Genomic DNA, 13,615 nt, shown 5'->3' with positions numbered 1-13,615 from the left:
ATGCAATGTACCGATCACTTGCGCGGCTGGCAAGCAGGGCGCGAATGTCGTCAACGCCGCCGGTGGCCGCAGCCATCGCGCTGCGGCCGGTGCGCCGTTCAGGCCGGCGAGGAGCGCAGGCCGTAGGCCTTGCCGCCGACGAACAGATATTCGGCACGCAGCACCGGATCGCCCTTTTCGCCGGTGAAGGTGAAGCCCAGGGCGGCCACCGGGGTGCCGGGCTTGATCTCCTCGAGCCCCCAGGCCTGCAGCCGAGTGAGCGGCGCCAGCTCGACCTGCCACTTGCGGTCGCGCCGCGTGGGCAACTGCGCCTTGGCCAGCAGCGCAGGTCCATCGACGGCCGCGCTTTGCCGGGGCAGGGCGCGCTGTTTCAGGTCGGCCGGCAGGGTCGGGTTCTCGGGCAACTCGAGCTCCACCTCACCGTGCGGATTGCGCCACATGACCTTGGTTGCGCGTCCCTCCAGATAGAGCGGGCGGTCCTGGTCGAAGCTGCTCCATCCATGGTGCGCCCAGGACGGCAGCGCCAGGCCGAGTGAACCGGCAACGAACAAGCGTCTGTCGATCATCTTGGTCTCCTTGCTCAGATGTAGGCAATCCAACGCCCGCAGATGATGACAGCGAGCCAAAACCCCAGCGACAACAGGCATTGCGCCTTGGCCGTCGCGCCGGTGGCGGCAAGGCCGCCTCGAACGTGGAACCAGACGGCATTGGCGCCCGCCAGGCAGATCAGGAAAAGCTTGATGCGAAAGGCGGAATTGGCCAGCAGTTCGCCGGGCTGCGTGGAAAACATCGTGAGGCCGGTGGCGGCGCACAGCCCGAAGCCGACGAGCGCGGGCAGCAGCGTCAGGCGGGCCAATTGCCCTTGCGGCAACTCCCGGCCAAGGCCGAGCACGCGCAATTCGAACACCAGCAGCCCGCCGAACAGCAGCGCGATGCCAACGATGTGCACCACCTCCAGCGCCGGGTAGGCCCAGGGGTGCGAAACCAGCCCGGCCAGCATCGGCGTCAGATCCGGGCCGCGGGCTTTTCAGGGGGCGAAAGGCATGAACTGGCAGGTTGCATGGGGTGCTCCTTCCATGGGGTCGGGCGAGCTTAGCCGAGGACGAATCCGGCGTCTCCACCCGGCACGGCACAATCCGGCGGGATCTTTTTTCCGAAAGGGCTGTAACCAGCCGGTCCGATGGCACGAAACACAATGGACAGCAGAACGCGAATGAGTGACGCCGAAGCAGCGCTGCGCAGCCTGTTCCTGCGCGGCCTCGACGGCGACGCGGCGGCTTATCGCGAATTTCTGCAAAAACTCAGCGCGCATTTGCGCGCCTTTCTGGGCAAGCGCCTGTTCGGCTGGCCCGATGAAGTGGAAGACCTTGTCCAGGAATGCCTGCTTGCCATGCACAACCAGCGCCACACCTACCAGAGCGACCAGCCGCTGACGGCCTGGGTGCATGCGATTGCGCGCTACAAGATGATCGACCTGCTGCGCGCCAAGTCCGCGCGCGAAGCGCTGCATGACCCGCTGGACGACGATCTGGCGGTGTTCGCCGAATCGGCCATCGACGCCAGCGATGCCCGGCGCGACCTGGGGGGCCTGCTGCAGACCCTGCCGGAACGCCAGCGCCTGCCGATCGTGCACGTGAAGCTCGAAGGCCTCTCGGTGGCCGAGACGGCAAGCCTGACCGGCATGTCCGAATCGGCCGTGAAGGTGGGCATCCACCGCGGACTCAAGGCGCTCGCCGCCAGGCTCAGGAGCAAGGCGCCATGAAAACCGACGATCTCGTGGCCATGCTGGCGACCGGCGCCACGGCCGCGCCGCGCCGCGCCGCAGGGCGCCGCCTGGCCCTTGCGCTGTTCGCGGGGCTGCCCCTGTCATTCGCGATCCTGTTCACCGAATACGGATTGCGCCGCGACCTGGTGCAGGCCATGTTCTGGCCGATGTTCTGGGTCAAGGTGCTGTTTCCGCTGTGCATTGCGGCGGCCGCCTTCGTGATGGTGCAGCGCCTGGCGCGGCCGGGCGTGCCGGTGCGGCGCGCCTGGATCGGCATCGCGGTGCCGGTGCTTGCCGTGTGGGTGATGGCCGCCCTGGCCTGGTTCAATGCGCCGGCCGAAGAGCGCATGCCATTGCTCATGGGCGAGTCGTGGCGCGTTTGCGCGCTCAGCATCGGGCTCATGGCGCTGCCGGTCTTTGCGGCGGCGCTGCTGGCCTTGAAGGGGCTGGCGCCCACGCGGCCTGCGCTGGCCGGTGCGGCCGCCGGTGGGCTGGCCGGCGGGGTGGGCGCGGCCGTCTACGCGCTGCATTGCATGGAGTTGACGGCACCCTTCCTGGCAGTCTGGTACGTGAGCGGCATTGCGCTGCCGGTGCTGGTGGGCGCCGTGCTCGGGCCGCGCCTGCTGCGCTGGTGAACGGCCCCGGGGCCTGGCTCAGCGCTTCTTGGCGCCGAAGATGCCGCCCAGCACGCCGCGCAGGATTTCCTTGCCGACCGAGGTGCCCATGGTCCGTACCGCCGACTTGGCCATGGTCTGCACCAGGCCGTCGCGCTTGCCGCCGCGCGGGCCCGTGCTGCCGAAGAGCAGGTCGTTCAGCATGCTGCTGCCTTCGGCCGTTTCGGCCGCACCCTTGCCGCCCGGCGTCTTGGCCGGTGGCGCATCGGGCGCGGTTTCGGCCCGGCCCTTGAGCTTTTCGTAGGCCGATTCGCGGTCCACGGTCTTCTCGTACACGCCGGCGACGAGCGAATTGGCAACTACTGCCTGGCGCTGCGCGGGCGTGACGGGGCCGATCTGGCTGCCGGGCGGCACCACGAACACGCGCTCGGTCACGCTCGGGCGCCCCTTGGCATCGAGAAAACTCACCAGTGCCTCGCCCACCGCGAGTTCGGTGATGGCGGTTTCGATGTCCAGTCCCGGCTTCTGGCGCATGGTGGTGGCCGTGGCCTTGACGGCCTTCTGGTCGCGCGGGGTGAAGGCGCGCAGTGCGTGCTGGACGCGGTTGCCCAGCTGGGCGAGCACCGAATCCGGGATGTCGAGGGGGTTCTGCGTCACGAAATACACACCCACGCCCTTGGAGCGCACCAGCCGCACCACGAGCTCGATGCGCTCCACCAGCGCCTTGGGCGCCTCGTTGAAGAGCAGGTGGGCCTCATCGAAGAAGAAGGCCAGCTTGGGCTGGTCGGGGTCGCCGATTTCGGGCAGCTGCTCGAACAGTTCCGACAGCATCCACAGCAGGAAGGTGGCGTAGAGCCGCGGCGAGTTCATGAGCTTGTCGGCCGCCAGGATGTTGACCACGCCCTTGCCGCCCACCGTCTGCATGAAGTCGGCGATGTTGAGCATCGGCTCGCCGAAGAACTTCTCGCCGCCCTGGGTTTCGATCTGCAGCAGGCCGCGCTGGATGGCGCCCACGCTGGCAGCGCTGATGTTGCCGTACTCGGTGGTGAACTGGCTCGCGTTCTCGCCCACGTACTGCAGCATGGCGCGCAGATCCTTCAGGTCGAGCAGCAGCAGGCCGTTGTCGTCGGCGATCTTGAACACCAGGTTCAGCACGCCGGCCTGCGTTTCGTTCACGTCGAGCATGCGGCCCAGCAGCAGGGGGCCCATGTCGGAGACGGTGGCGCGCACCGGATGGCCCTGTTCGCCGAACACATCCCACAAGGTGACGGGGCAGGCGGCCGATTCGGGCAGCTCGATGCCCCGTTCCTTCAGCGTGGCCGCCATTTTTTCGCCGATCGTGCCTTTCTGGCTCATGCCGGTCAGGTCGCCCTTGACGTCGGCCATGAATACCGGAACGCCGATGCTCGAGAGCTTCTCGGCGATGGTCTGCAGGGTGACTGTTTTGCCGGTGCCGGTGGCGCCGGTGATCAGGCCGTGGCGGTTGGCCAGGCCGGGAAGCAGGGTGCACTCGATGGTGTCGTGGCGCGCGATCAAGAGAGGGTCGGCCATGAAGGGCTCCGGGTCGTATCGAAGCAGGCAGTCTAATCAAGCCTCCCTCCTATAATCCACGGCCCCCGAGGTAGTTACGGAAAAAGTTTCAGGAGGTTTTTTTGTCATCGACTGCTCAGCCCCCCATTCCCGCCGCCGGCGATTCACCTGAACAGTCGCCGATTGAAAAAGAGTTGGCCGTCTTGCTGGTGAACGCGCTCAATCTCGAAGTCGCCCCCGAAGACATCGTGCCCACCGATCCGCTGTACGGCGAAGGCCTGGGCCTCGATTCGATCGACATCCTCGAGGTCGCGCTCGAGGTGTCCCGGCGCTACGGCTTCCAGTTGCGCTCGGACGACGAGCGCAACCAACAGATCTTCCAGTCGCTGCGCACGCTCGCGACCCACGTCGCCCAGCATCGCAGCGCTTCCTGATCCATGTCTCGATGGCGACTGGCGCTCCTGCTGCTGGTGGGAGTGGCCTATGCCGGCCTCTCTCACTGGATGATGCTGTTCCACCCCACCGAGCCGTGGGCCGTGGCGGTCCTGCTCGGCCCGCTCTGGCTGGCCGCCATGGGCTTTGCCGCCAGCAAGTTCGGCCGCTGGGGTTTCGCCGCAGCCCTGCTGCTGGGCATCGGGGGCTTCGCGCTCGTGTTCCTGGGTGAGGCGGGCGACACCAACCGGCTCTACGTCTTCCAGCACGTCGCCATCAACGGCCTCTTGTGCGGCTGGTTCGGCGCTTCGCTGCGCGGCCCCGGCCTGCCGCTGATCACGCAATTCGCGCAGCGCGTGCACCCGCTCAAGGGCCACATGCTGGCCTACACCACGCAGCTCACGCGCATCTGGACCGTGTACTTCGCGCTGGTGGTGGTGTCGTCCATCGTGGTGTACCTGACCCTGCCTTTTTCAGCCTGGTCGTTGCTGGCGAACGTGCTGACGCCGCTGTCGGTCACTCTTCTTTTCGTGGGCGAGCACCTGGTGCGCTACCGGCTGCATCCCGAGTTCGAGCGCACGCGTCTCATCGATGCGGTGCGCGCCTTCCAGGGCGCATCGCCCGTCGACCACAGCAGCGGCGGCCGTTGAAGCAGGGGACAACCGCATGAGCGCCCGCCCGGCCGTTCCGAAGGGGGCTCGCACCGCAGTGCGAAGCACGGAGGTTACTCAATGAGCGCCGATACCCGCCTGCTGCCGCTGATCGCGAACCGGGACCTCGATGCGCCCCTGGCCTGGCGCGCCGGCGTGCCGGTGAGCACGCGCCAGTTCCTGGCCGACGTGGCCCGCCTCGCGCCAATGCTGCCGGTCGAGGGGAATGCCGTCAATCTTTGCGTCGACCGCTACGCCTTTGCCGTCAGCCTGGCGGCTGCGCTGGTGCGCGGCCACGCGAGCCTGCTGCCGCCCGATGCGCGGCCCGACACGCTCGCGCGCCTGCTCGAATCCGGTGGATCGAAGCTTTTCGCACTGACCGATGACGCCGGGCTTGCCACGCCGGGCATGCCGCGCGTGCTGGTCGAAGACTGCTCCAGCCCCGAAGGCGGCGCCGGCCTCGAGGTTCCGGCCATCGACGGCGGCATGCACGCGGTGAGCCTGCTGACTTCCGGCTCCACCGGCGCGCCGCAGCCGCATGCCAAGCGATGGGACACGCTGGTTGGCGACGTCGCGGTGGCGGTGGAGCGGCTTTCCAGCCTGCTCGGGCTGCCATCGCTCGCCGGCATGACGCTGGTTGCGACGGTGCCGGTGCAGCACAGCTACGGGCTGGAATCGTCGGTGCTGCTGGCCATGCTCGGCGGCGCCGCGTTCGACAGCGGACGGCCGTTCTTTCCGGCCGACGTGGCCAAGACGCTGGCCTCGGTGCCGCGTCCGCGCGCGCTGGTCACCACGCCTTTCCACCTGAAGACGCTGCTGCTCTCGGGCATCGAGCTGTCGCCGGTCGACCTGATTCTCTCCGCCACCGCGCCGCTGTCGCCGCAACTGGCGGCCCAGGCCGAACAGGCGCTCGGCGGCGTGCTGATCGAAATCTACGGCAGCACCGAATCCGGCCAGGTCGCCACCCGCCGCACCACGCAGAGCGAGGTCTGGGAGAACTTCGGCAACATCCGCGTGCACGCCGAACCGGGCGAGGGCGACGGTCCCGAGCGCTTCATCTTCAGCGGCGACTTCCTGCCCGAGCCCACGCCCATGGCCGACGTGCTCGAACTGCTCGATGCGCGCCGCTTCCGGCTGTTCGGCCGCGCCAATGACCTGATCCACGTCGCGGGCCGACGCAGCTCGCTCGCGCATCTGAACTATCACCTGAACAGCATCCCGGGCGTCGAGGACGGCGCGTTCTGGCTGCCCGACGAAGTGGCCGATGGCGTGGTTCGCCCCGTGGCCTTCGTCGTGGCGCCCACGCTCTCGGCCGGCGAGATCGTCGCCGCACTGCGGCAGCGGCTGGAGCCCGTGTTCGTGCCGCGCCGCGTGGTGCAGGTGAAGGCCTTTCCGCGCGAAGGCACCGGCAAGCTCACGGTGCGGGCGCTGCGCGAATTCGCGCTCGCGCAGCTGGCGGAAGACGACACGCCGGTGCAGCTGGCCCATGCAGTGCCTGCCGATCATCCGGCGTTCGCGGGCCATTTCCCCGGTCAGCCGCTGCTGCCCGGTGCCCTGGTGCTGGCCGAGGTCATGGAAGCCGTGCAGCGCGTGCCGGCGCTGGTCGCCCGGCTCGGCACTCATCCCACGCTCGCGGCCGCCAAGTTCCTGGCGCCCGTGCGGCCGGGCAGCATGCTCTCCATCGAACTGCAACCCGAGCCCGGCGCCGCGCGCGGCGTGCGCTTCGACGTGCGCTGCGACGGCGTGCTGGCTGTCACCGGCCGCTGGGCCGCCGTGCAAGAGTCTGCGTGATGAATCACACCGACGCCGAGACGCGCGCCGTGAAAGATGCGGCGCAGGCAGGCCAGCGCGGCGACTGGGCACACACGCCCGAGCGCAGCAACATGCTGGCGCTGCGCTTCATCTGCCTGATGGCGCTCGTGTGCGGTCGCCGTGTCACGCGCCTGCTGCTGCCGCCGATCAGCCTGTACTTCCTGCTGTTCGCACCCGCGCCGCGCCGCCACATCAAGCGCTACCTGTTCAGGGCCATCGGTCCGCACGCCGGCTGGATCGATGGCTACCGCCTGCTGCATGCCTTTGCCTCGACGGTGCTCGACCGTGTGTACTTCCTGCGCGGTCGCATGGACCTGTTCGACGTCAAGGTCGAGGGCAACCAGGCGCTGGAAGCCGAGGCACTGAAAGGGCGCGGCGCCTTCCTGCTCGGCGCGCACGTCGGCAGCTTCGAGGCGATGGGCGCCTGCAAGCACAACAGCCAGCACAAGCACGACCTGCGGCTTGCAATGCTGATGTACCCCGACAACGCGCAGCGCATCACGGCCATTCTCAACGCCATCAGCCTGCCCGGGCTGCGGCCCCACGTGATCGCGCTGGGCCGCCCGCATTCGATGCTGGCGTTGCGCGACTGGCTCGATGGCGGCGGCCTCGGAGGCATGCTCGTCGACCGCACCCTGCCGGGCAGCGAGGACCAGCCGGCGCAGCAGCGCGGCAACAACATCGTGCTGCCATTCCTGGGCCATCCGGCAAGTTTCAACGACGGCCCGTTCCGCCTGGCGGCGCTGCTGCGGCGCAAGGTGTTCTTCATGGCCGGCCTCTACGGCGGCGGCGCGCGCTACGATGTCCGGTTCGACCTGCTGGCCGACTTCAGCGAGCGGGCGTCCGACCCCGCCGAGCGGGAACGCCGCATCCGCGCGGCGGTCGAAGCCTATGTGGTGCGCCTCGATGCACTGTGCCGCGCCTATCCCTACAACTGGTTCAACTTTCATGATTTCTGGCTCGAAGATTCGGTTTGACTGGCTTTGCAGGAGCCTGCTGCTGGCACTGGCCTGCTGCGCCGCGCCGGCGTGGGCTTTCGACCTGCCCGAGCTGATGGGGCTGCTTTCGAAGCAGAAGAGCGGCGAGGCCCGCTTCACCGAACAGCGCTTCGTGCACGGCCTCGAAGGCCCGCTCGATGCCCGCGGCACGCTGAGCTTCGATGCCCCCGACAAGCTGGTGCGGCGCACGCTCTCGCCGCGCGTCGAGACCATGGCGGTCGAAGGCAACACGCTGACGCTTTCGCGCGGCGGCCGCAACCGCACCCTGACGCTCGACAGCATGCCCGAGCTGCTCGGCCTGGTCGAAGCCATGCGCGGCACGCTGAGCGGCGACGGCGCCACCCTGCAGCGCTATTTCCGCAGCACGGTGGGCGGCTCGGCCGGCAACTGGACGCTCGACCTCCTGCCGGCCGACAGCCGGCTAGCGGCCCAGGTGCGCAGCATCCGCATCAGCGGCCGCGCAAACGAAGTGCTGGGCCTCGAAATGGAGTTCGTCGGCGGCGACCGCTCGGTGATGAACATCACGCCCGAGCGCCCGGGCGCCGCACCCACCGCGCCTGCGGGCGCTGCCGGGCGCACCACGCCGTGATTGCACGCGAGACCGGGGGAGGGCCGCCGAGCTGGCAGCGCCGGGCGCTGGTGCTGCTGGTCTGGGCGCTGGTGCTGCTCGGCGGTGCGCTGCAGATTGCGCGCACGCAGTTCAGCGCAGACCTTTCCGCTTTCCTGCCCAAGAGCCCCGACGTGCGACAGCAGGTGCTCATCGAGCAGCTGCAAAGCGGCGTGGCGTCGCGCACGCTGATGCTCGGTATCGAGGGCGGTGCCAGCGCCGAGCAGCGCGCTGCCGTGTCCCGCGCGGTGGCCAAGGCCATGCGCGAGAGCCGGCTGTTCGACCTGATCCAGAACGGCGACACGGGCGACTGGAGCGAGGCCGGTACCTGGGTCTTCGCGCACCGCTACCAGCTCTCGCCGGGCGTGAGGCCCGAGCAGTTCACCGCCGATGGCCTGCGCGACGCGATCTACGAAACGTTGTCGATGCTCGGCACGCCGGCAGGCAACGTGATCAAGCCATTGCTCGATCGCGATCCGACCGGCGAGACCCAGCGCATTGCGGTGGAACTGACGCCGGCCAGTGCGCCGCGCAGCGAAAACGGCGTCTGGATGTCGCGCACCGCGCCGCGCGCGCTCATGATCGCCACCACGCGCGCGGCGGGCAGCGATCTCGACGCCCAGGCCCTGGCCATTTCGCGCGTGCACGCGGCTTTCGATGCCGCAACGCGCGACATGGCCGAGGCCACCCGGCCGAAGCTGCTGCTGAGCGGCCCGCCCGTGTTCTCGGTGCTGAGCCGCGACAAGATCAAGACCGAAGCGATCCACCTCGCGATCGTGGGCGGCATCGTGATGGGCGGCCTGCTGCTGCTGGCCTTTGCGTCGCCGCGCGCGCTGGTCATCGCGTTCCTGCCGGTGGCCACAGGCGTGGTGGTGGGGACCGCGGCGGTCAGCGTGGTGTTCGGTTCGGTGCACGGCATGACGCTGGGCTTCGGCAGCACGCTGATCGGAGAGACCGTCGACTACGCCATCTATTACCTGATCCAGGCCCGGGGCGCGGCCGTGGCCGGCACCGGCTGGGCGCGCTGGCGCGAGGTGCACTGGCCCACCGTGCGGCTCGGCCTGCTGACCTCGGTGTGCGGTTTCGCGGCGCTGGTGTTCTCGGGCTTTCCAGGCCTGGCACAACTGGGCGTGTTCTCCATTGCGGGGCTGGTGGCCGCGGCACTGGCCACGCGCCATGCATTGCCCGTGCTCGCGCCCGATGGCGCCACCGGCATGGGCATGCGCAAGTACATGGCGCACGCTGCCGGCGTGCTCGTGCGCGGCCTGCCGCGCCTGCGCTGGGTCCTGGCCGGGCTTGGCGCTGCCGCGCTGGTGCTGGTCATCTGGCAGGGCGGGCATCTGTGGCGCGCCGACCTCGGCGCCATGAGCCCGGTGCCCAAGTCGGCCCAGCAGCTCGACGAGATGTTGCGCGCGGACATCGGTACCGGCGACGGCAGCACGCTGGTGGTGGTCTACGGTGCCGACGAAGAAACCGCACTGCGCAACACCGAGGTGGCCACCGCACGGCTCGAGGCACTGGTCGACAAGGGCGAGCTCGGCGGTTTCGAGGCCGTGACGCGCGTGCTGCCGAGCCTGGCGACCCAGGCGGCCCGGCTGGCCAGCCTGCCCGAGGGCGAAACGCTGCGCACCCGGCTGGCCGAGGCCACGCAAGGCTCGCCGCTGCCGGCCTCGCGCCTCGGGCCCTTCCTGGCCGACGTCGAAGCCGCGCGCAAGCTCACGCCTGTGCGGCGCGCCGACCTGGCCGACGGGCCGCTCGGTTCGGTGGTCAATACGCTCATGTACCAGCGCCCGGGCGGCGGCTGGTCGACGCTGGTGGTACTGCACCCCGGAGCGAAGTTCGACGCGGGCCGGCTCGAAGCGGCGCTGGCAGGCGTGCCGGAAGTGCAGGTGGTCGATGTGGGCCGCGAACTCGCGGGGCTCTATCAACGCTATCTGCATGAGGCCTTCGTGCAGGTGCTGCTCGGCGCGCTGGCGGTGGTGGTGCTGCTCGGCATCTACCTGCGCTCGGGCCGGCGCCTGCTCGCGGTGTGCCAGCCGCTGCTGTTCGCGGTGGTGCTCACCCTTGGCGGCATGGCCGTGCTGCAGGTGCCGCTGGGCATCCTGCACCTGGTGGGGTTGCTGCTGATCGTGGCGGTGGGCTCCAACTACGCGCTGTTCTTCGACCAGCTGCGCGTGGCCGGGCGGGCCGACGAGGACACGCTGGCGTCGCTGATGCTGGCCAACCTCACCACGGTGGTGTCTTTTGGGCTGATCGCGATCTCGGACATTCCGGCGCTGTCGTCGATCGGCCGCGTGGTTGCGCCGGGTGCCTTGCTGGCGCTGCTGCTGTCGGCCGCGTTCGCGCGCCGCGTGGCGCCACCGCCCGCGCCCGGCTGATGGGAGAATCCGGCGCCATGCCGTCCGCATCTTCCGCTGCACCTTCCGAATCCTGGCCCTGGCCGCCGGCCATTCGCGCCAGCGCGGCCTGGCACGTGGCGGCCATCGGCGCCGGCGTGCTGGTGCCGGGCGCCATACCCTGGGCCATCGGCGCGATCGTGCTGAACCATGCGCTGATCACCGGCGCGGGGCTCGCGCCGCGCAGCAGCCTGCTGGGGCCCAATGTCACGCGCTTGCCCGAGGCAGCCGGTGCCCGGCGCCAGGTGGCGATCACCATCGACGACGGGCCCGACCCCGAGGTGACGCCCCGGGTGCTCGACCTGCTGGACGCACATGGCCAGCGCGCCACTTTCTTCTGCATCGCCGAGCGCGTGCTGGCCCACCCGGCACTGGCGCGCGAGATCGTGGCGCGGGGCCACAGCATCCAGAACCACACCGCGCGGCATCGGCACAATTTTTCCTTCCTCGGGCCGCGCGGCTTTGCGAGCGAGATCGCGCGCGCGCAGGACATCCTGGCCGAGGCCACGGGCCAGCGCCCGACCTGCTTCCGCGCGCCGGCGGGCCTGCGCAATCCGTTCCTCGAGCCGGTGCTGCACCGGCTCGGCCTTTCGCTCGTGAGCTGGACGCGCCGCGGCTTCGACACGCGCGAAGGCGACCCTGCCAAGGTCATGGCGCGCCTGGGCCGCAAGCTGCGGGCGCGCGACATCCTGCTTCTGCACGATGGCAACGCCGCGCGCACCCCTGGAGGAAACCCCGTGTTGGTGGAGGTATTGCCCTTGCTTTTCGAACGCCTGCGCGCCGATGGACTGCGCGCTGTCACCTTGCCTGAAGGCCTTGAATCATGAGCGCAGTGCCGCCTTCCTCCACCGACGCCGCCTGGCGCGAACTGCACGAGGCCGCCACCGTTCCCTACAAGAAGGGCGGCACCTTCGCCTGGCATTTCGCGCGCGGCAAGCTGGGGCGCGATCCGGTGTTTCGCGGACTGCTTGAACGCGGGCTGATCGACCCGGCGCATCGCCGCGTGGTCGACATCGGCTGCGGACAAGGGCTCTTCGCGAGCCTGCTCGCGTCGATGAGCCGCATGCAGGCGCACGGCCGCTGGCCGTCGTCCTGGAAGCCCACGCCGCCGGTTGCCGACTACACAGGCATCGAGCTGATGCCCAAGGACGTGGCCCGCGCCGAGGCTTCCATCGGCCATCTGCAGCCGGCACCGCGGCTGCTGTGCGCCGACATGTGCTCGGCGCCGTTGCCGGAGTGCGACCTGGTCGTGATTCTCGACGTGCTGCACTATGTGGACATCGAGGCGCAGGAGAGCGTTCTGCAGCGCGTGCGCGACGCATTGCGGCGCGGCAGCAATGCGAATGCCCGGCTGCTGCTGCGCGTGGGCGACGCGTCGAGCAAGCGCGGCTTCGCCATCAGCCAATGGGTCGACCGCACCGTGACGCGCATCCGCGGCCACAAGGTGTCGCCCACCTGGGGCCGTCCGCTGTCCGATTGGGTGGCGGCGCTGCAGCGGCTGGATTTTCGCGTGCAGAGCATTCCGATGAGCAAGGGAACGCCCTTTGCCAACGTGCTGCTGGTGGCCGACCTGGAGCACCCGGCGTGACAACGGCCTCGCAGACGCTCGACCGCGCCGGTATTGCCGAGCGCATTCCGCACAGCGGCAGCATGTGCCTGCTCGACCGACTCGAGCGCTGGGACGCCGAGTCCATCCATTGCAGCACCCGCACGCATGCGCAGCCGGACAACCCGCTGCGAACGGCGGGCGGCCTGCTCGCGCCCAACGCCATCGAATATGCGGCGCAGGCCATGGCGCTGCACGGCGGTCTGCTGGCTGCAGCAGGGAGCACGCCATCGGCCGGATTCCTCGCGAGCGCGCGCAACGTGCGCCTGTCGGTGGCGCGGCTCGACGACATCGACGGCGCGCTGCAGGTGCAGGCGCGGCGCCTGTCGGGCGACACGAACCAGATCCTCTATGAATTCGCGGTGAACGACAGCGGCGGCCGTGTGCTGGCCGAGGGCCGCGCGGTGGTGGTGCTGAACACGCCGCTGGCAACCGGAGCCACGACGCAATGAATCTCGAAGGAAAACGCGCACTCATCACCGGCGCCAGCGGTGCCTTGGGCGCCGCCATGGCCGAGCGCCTGGCGCGCGATGGCGCCACGGTGCTGCTGCACGCCAACTCGCGTCCCGAAGCGGTGGAGCAACTGGCGGCCACCATCGCGGCCGCGGGCGGCAAGGCCGAGTGCCATGTGTTCGACCTGCGCAGCGACGAAGCCTGCCGCGCGGCGTGCGAGCGCATGCTCGAAGGCGGGCCGGTCCAGATCGTCGTCAACAACGCGGGCGTGCACGACGACGCCGTGCTGCCCGGCATGCGCGCCGACCAGTGGCACAAGGTCATCGACGTCTCGCTCAATGGATTCTTCCGCGTGACGCAGCCCTTGCTGCTGCCGATGATGCGCACGCGCTGGGGGCGTGTGCTCAATATTTCGTCCGTTTCGGCACTGACCGGCAATCGCGGACAGGTCAACTACGCCGCCGCCAAGGGTGCGCTCAACAGCGCGACCAAGGCGCTGTCGCTCGAAGTGGCGTCGCGCGGTGTGACGGTCAACGCCATTGCGCCGGGCATCATCGCCTCGCCCATGGCCGATGCCGCGTTCGATCCCGCCATGGTCAACCAGATGGTGCCGATGAAGCGCGCCGGAACGCCGCAGGAAGTGGCGGCGCTGGCTTCATTCCTGGCCAGCGACGAGGCGGCCTACATCACGGGGCAGGTGATTTCGATCAATGGTGGAATGATCTAGCCGCTGGGGTCGTCAAGCTCCGCGT

15 protein-coding genes are annotated in these 13,615 nt (G+C 69.3%); 12 read left to right on the top strand and 3 right to left on the bottom strand.

Features of this window, described 5'->3' with window-relative positions:
• Positions 1-98: 98 nt before the first annotated feature.
• The gene (locus VAPA_RS14180; RefSeq protein ID WP_021007467.1) at positions 99-566 is read right to left on the bottom strand and encodes a DUF6152 family protein; all 468 of its coding nucleotides are present in this window, start codon (positions 564-566) and stop codon (positions 99-101) included.
• Between the two features lie 14 nt (positions 567-580).
• Positions 581-1,000: a hypothetical protein gene (locus VAPA_RS14175; protein ID WP_021007466.1), complete on the bottom strand. Its 420-nt coding sequence runs from the start codon at positions 998-1,000 to the stop codon at positions 581-583.
• 180 nt (positions 1,001-1,180) lie between these two features.
• On the opposite strand from VAPA_RS14175, the gene VAPA_RS14170 reads away from it, so the two are divergent.
• Together VAPA_RS14170 and VAPA_RS14165 are read left to right on the top strand one after the other, a co-directional pair.
• Positions 1,181-1,762 carry a sigma-70 family RNA polymerase sigma factor gene (locus VAPA_RS14170; RefSeq protein ID WP_413470467.1) on the top strand — a complete coding sequence of 194 codons (582 nt, stop codon included), beginning with the start codon at positions 1,181-1,183 and terminating at the stop codon, positions 1,760-1,762.
• Positions 1,759-2,400 (top strand): NrsF family protein, encoded by a 642-nt coding sequence (locus tag VAPA_RS14165; protein WP_021007464.1) that lies wholly within the window; start codon positions 1,759-1,761, stop codon positions 2,398-2,400. The genes VAPA_RS14170 and VAPA_RS14165 overlap by 4 nt, the downstream gene beginning before the upstream one ends.
• 18 nt (positions 2,401-2,418) lie before the next feature.
• On the opposite strand, the gene VAPA_RS14160 is transcribed toward VAPA_RS14165, so the two are convergent.
• Positions 2,419-3,930, bottom strand: a complete 1,512-nt coding sequence (locus VAPA_RS14160) for a helicase HerA-like domain-containing protein (protein WP_021007463.1) — start codon at positions 3,928-3,930, stop codon at positions 2,419-2,421.
• Between the two features lie 101 nt (positions 3,931-4,031).
• On the opposite strand from VAPA_RS14160, the gene VAPA_RS14155 reads away from it, so the two are divergent.
• The 10 genes from VAPA_RS14155 (at position 4,032) to fabG (ending at position 13,590) form a co-directional block, all read left to right on the top strand.
• Positions 4,032-4,343, top strand: a complete 312-nt coding sequence (locus tag VAPA_RS14155; protein WP_012747776.1) for a phosphopantetheine-binding protein — start codon at positions 4,032-4,034, stop codon at positions 4,341-4,343.
• Positions 4,344-4,346: 3 nt separating this feature from the next.
• Positions 4,347-4,991 carry a COG4648 family protein gene (locus tag VAPA_RS14150; protein ID WP_021007462.1) on the top strand — a complete coding sequence of 215 codons (645 nt, stop codon included), beginning with the start codon at positions 4,347-4,349 and terminating at the stop codon, positions 4,989-4,991.
• A gap of 81 nt (positions 4,992-5,072) precedes the next feature.
• Positions 5,073-6,782 (top strand): AMP-binding protein, encoded by a 1,710-nt coding sequence (locus VAPA_RS14145; protein ID WP_021007461.1) that lies wholly within the window; start codon positions 5,073-5,075, stop codon positions 6,780-6,782.
• Positions 6,782-7,780 carry an acyltransferase gene (locus VAPA_RS14140; RefSeq protein WP_021007460.1) on the top strand — a complete coding sequence of 333 codons (999 nt, stop codon included), beginning with the start codon at positions 6,782-6,784 and terminating at the stop codon, positions 7,778-7,780. Before VAPA_RS14145 ends, VAPA_RS14140 begins: the two co-directional genes overlap by 1 nt.
• The gene (locus VAPA_RS14135) at positions 7,752-8,390 is read left to right on the top strand and encodes a LolA-related protein (protein ID WP_021007459.1); all 639 of its coding nucleotides are present in this window, start codon (positions 7,752-7,754) and stop codon (positions 8,388-8,390) included. Before VAPA_RS14140 ends, VAPA_RS14135 begins: the two co-directional genes overlap by 29 nt.
• Positions 8,387-10,786 (top strand): MMPL family transporter, encoded by a 2,400-nt coding sequence (locus VAPA_RS14130; protein WP_021007458.1) that lies wholly within the window; start codon positions 8,387-8,389, stop codon positions 10,784-10,786. The genes VAPA_RS14135 and VAPA_RS14130 overlap by 4 nt, the downstream gene beginning before the upstream one ends.
• Positions 10,786-11,631 carry a polysaccharide deacetylase family protein gene (locus VAPA_RS14125; protein ID WP_021007457.1) on the top strand — a complete coding sequence of 282 codons (846 nt, stop codon included), beginning with the start codon at positions 10,786-10,788 and terminating at the stop codon, positions 11,629-11,631. The genes VAPA_RS14130 and VAPA_RS14125 overlap by 1 nt, the downstream gene beginning before the upstream one ends.
• Positions 11,628-12,392 carry a class I SAM-dependent methyltransferase gene (locus VAPA_RS14120; protein ID WP_021007456.1) on the top strand — a complete coding sequence of 255 codons (765 nt, stop codon included), beginning with the start codon at positions 11,628-11,630 and terminating at the stop codon, positions 12,390-12,392. The genes VAPA_RS14125 and VAPA_RS14120 overlap by 4 nt, the downstream gene beginning before the upstream one ends.
• Positions 12,389-12,862 (top strand): thioesterase, encoded by a 474-nt coding sequence (locus VAPA_RS14115; RefSeq protein ID WP_021007455.1) that lies wholly within the window; start codon positions 12,389-12,391, stop codon positions 12,860-12,862. The genes VAPA_RS14120 and VAPA_RS14115 overlap by 4 nt, the downstream gene beginning before the upstream one ends.
• Entirely contained in the window at positions 12,859-13,590 is a 732-nt protein-coding gene (gene fabG, locus VAPA_RS14110; RefSeq protein WP_021007454.1) for a 3-oxoacyl-ACP reductase FabG, read from the top strand. Before VAPA_RS14115 ends, fabG begins: the two co-directional genes overlap by 4 nt.
• Positions 13,591-13,615: the final 25 nt, after the last annotated feature.

The organism is Variovorax paradoxus B4, from assembly GCF_000463015.1.
Taxonomy (GTDB): domain Bacteria; phylum Pseudomonadota; class Gammaproteobacteria; order Burkholderiales; family Burkholderiaceae_C; genus Variovorax; species Variovorax paradoxus_E.
The sequence above is the reverse complement of the archived record's forward strand: the minus strand, read 5'-3'. Positions and strand labels throughout refer to the sequence as shown.

What these genes read in the sequence shown, in the direction of transcription:
- VAPA_RS14170 (WP_413470467.1), top strand. Translation starts at nt 1,181, where the DNA reads ATGGCACGAAACACAATGGACAGCAGAACGCGAATGAGTGACGCCGAA.
- VAPA_RS14150 (WP_021007462.1), top strand. Translation starts at nt 4,347, where the DNA reads ATGTCTCGATGGCGACTGGCGCTCCTGCTGCTGGTGGGAGTGGCCTAT.
- VAPA_RS14135 (WP_021007459.1), top strand. Translation starts at nt 7,752, where the DNA reads ATGATTTCTGGCTCGAAGATTCGGTTTGACTGGCTTTGCAGGAGCCTG.
- VAPA_RS14165 (WP_021007464.1), top strand. Translation starts at nt 1,759, where the DNA reads ATGAAAACCGACGATCTCGTGGCCATGCTGGCGACCGGCGCCACGGCC.
- VAPA_RS14175 (WP_021007466.1), bottom strand. Translation starts at nt 1,000, where the DNA reads ATGCTGGCCGGGCTGGTTTCGCACCCCTGGGCCTACCCGGCGCTGGAG.
- VAPA_RS14180 (WP_021007467.1), bottom strand. Translation starts at nt 566, where the DNA reads ATGATCGACAGACGCTTGTTCGTTGCCGGTTCACTCGGCCTGGCGCTG.
- VAPA_RS14120 (WP_021007456.1), top strand. Translation starts at nt 11,628, where the DNA reads ATGAGCGCAGTGCCGCCTTCCTCCACCGACGCCGCCTGGCGCGAACTG.
- fabG (WP_021007454.1), top strand. Translation starts at nt 12,859, where the DNA reads ATGAATCTCGAAGGAAAACGCGCACTCATCACCGGCGCCAGCGGTGCC.
- VAPA_RS14140 (WP_021007460.1), top strand. Translation starts at nt 6,782, where the DNA reads ATGAATCACACCGACGCCGAGACGCGCGCCGTGAAAGATGCGGCGCAG.
- VAPA_RS14145 (WP_021007461.1), top strand. Translation starts at nt 5,073, where the DNA reads ATGAGCGCCGATACCCGCCTGCTGCCGCTGATCGCGAACCGGGACCTC.
- VAPA_RS14160 (WP_021007463.1), bottom strand. Translation starts at nt 3,930, where the DNA reads ATGGCCGACCCTCTCTTGATCGCGCGCCACGACACCATCGAGTGCACC.
- VAPA_RS14125 (WP_021007457.1), top strand. Translation starts at nt 10,786, where the DNA reads ATGGGAGAATCCGGCGCCATGCCGTCCGCATCTTCCGCTGCACCTTCC.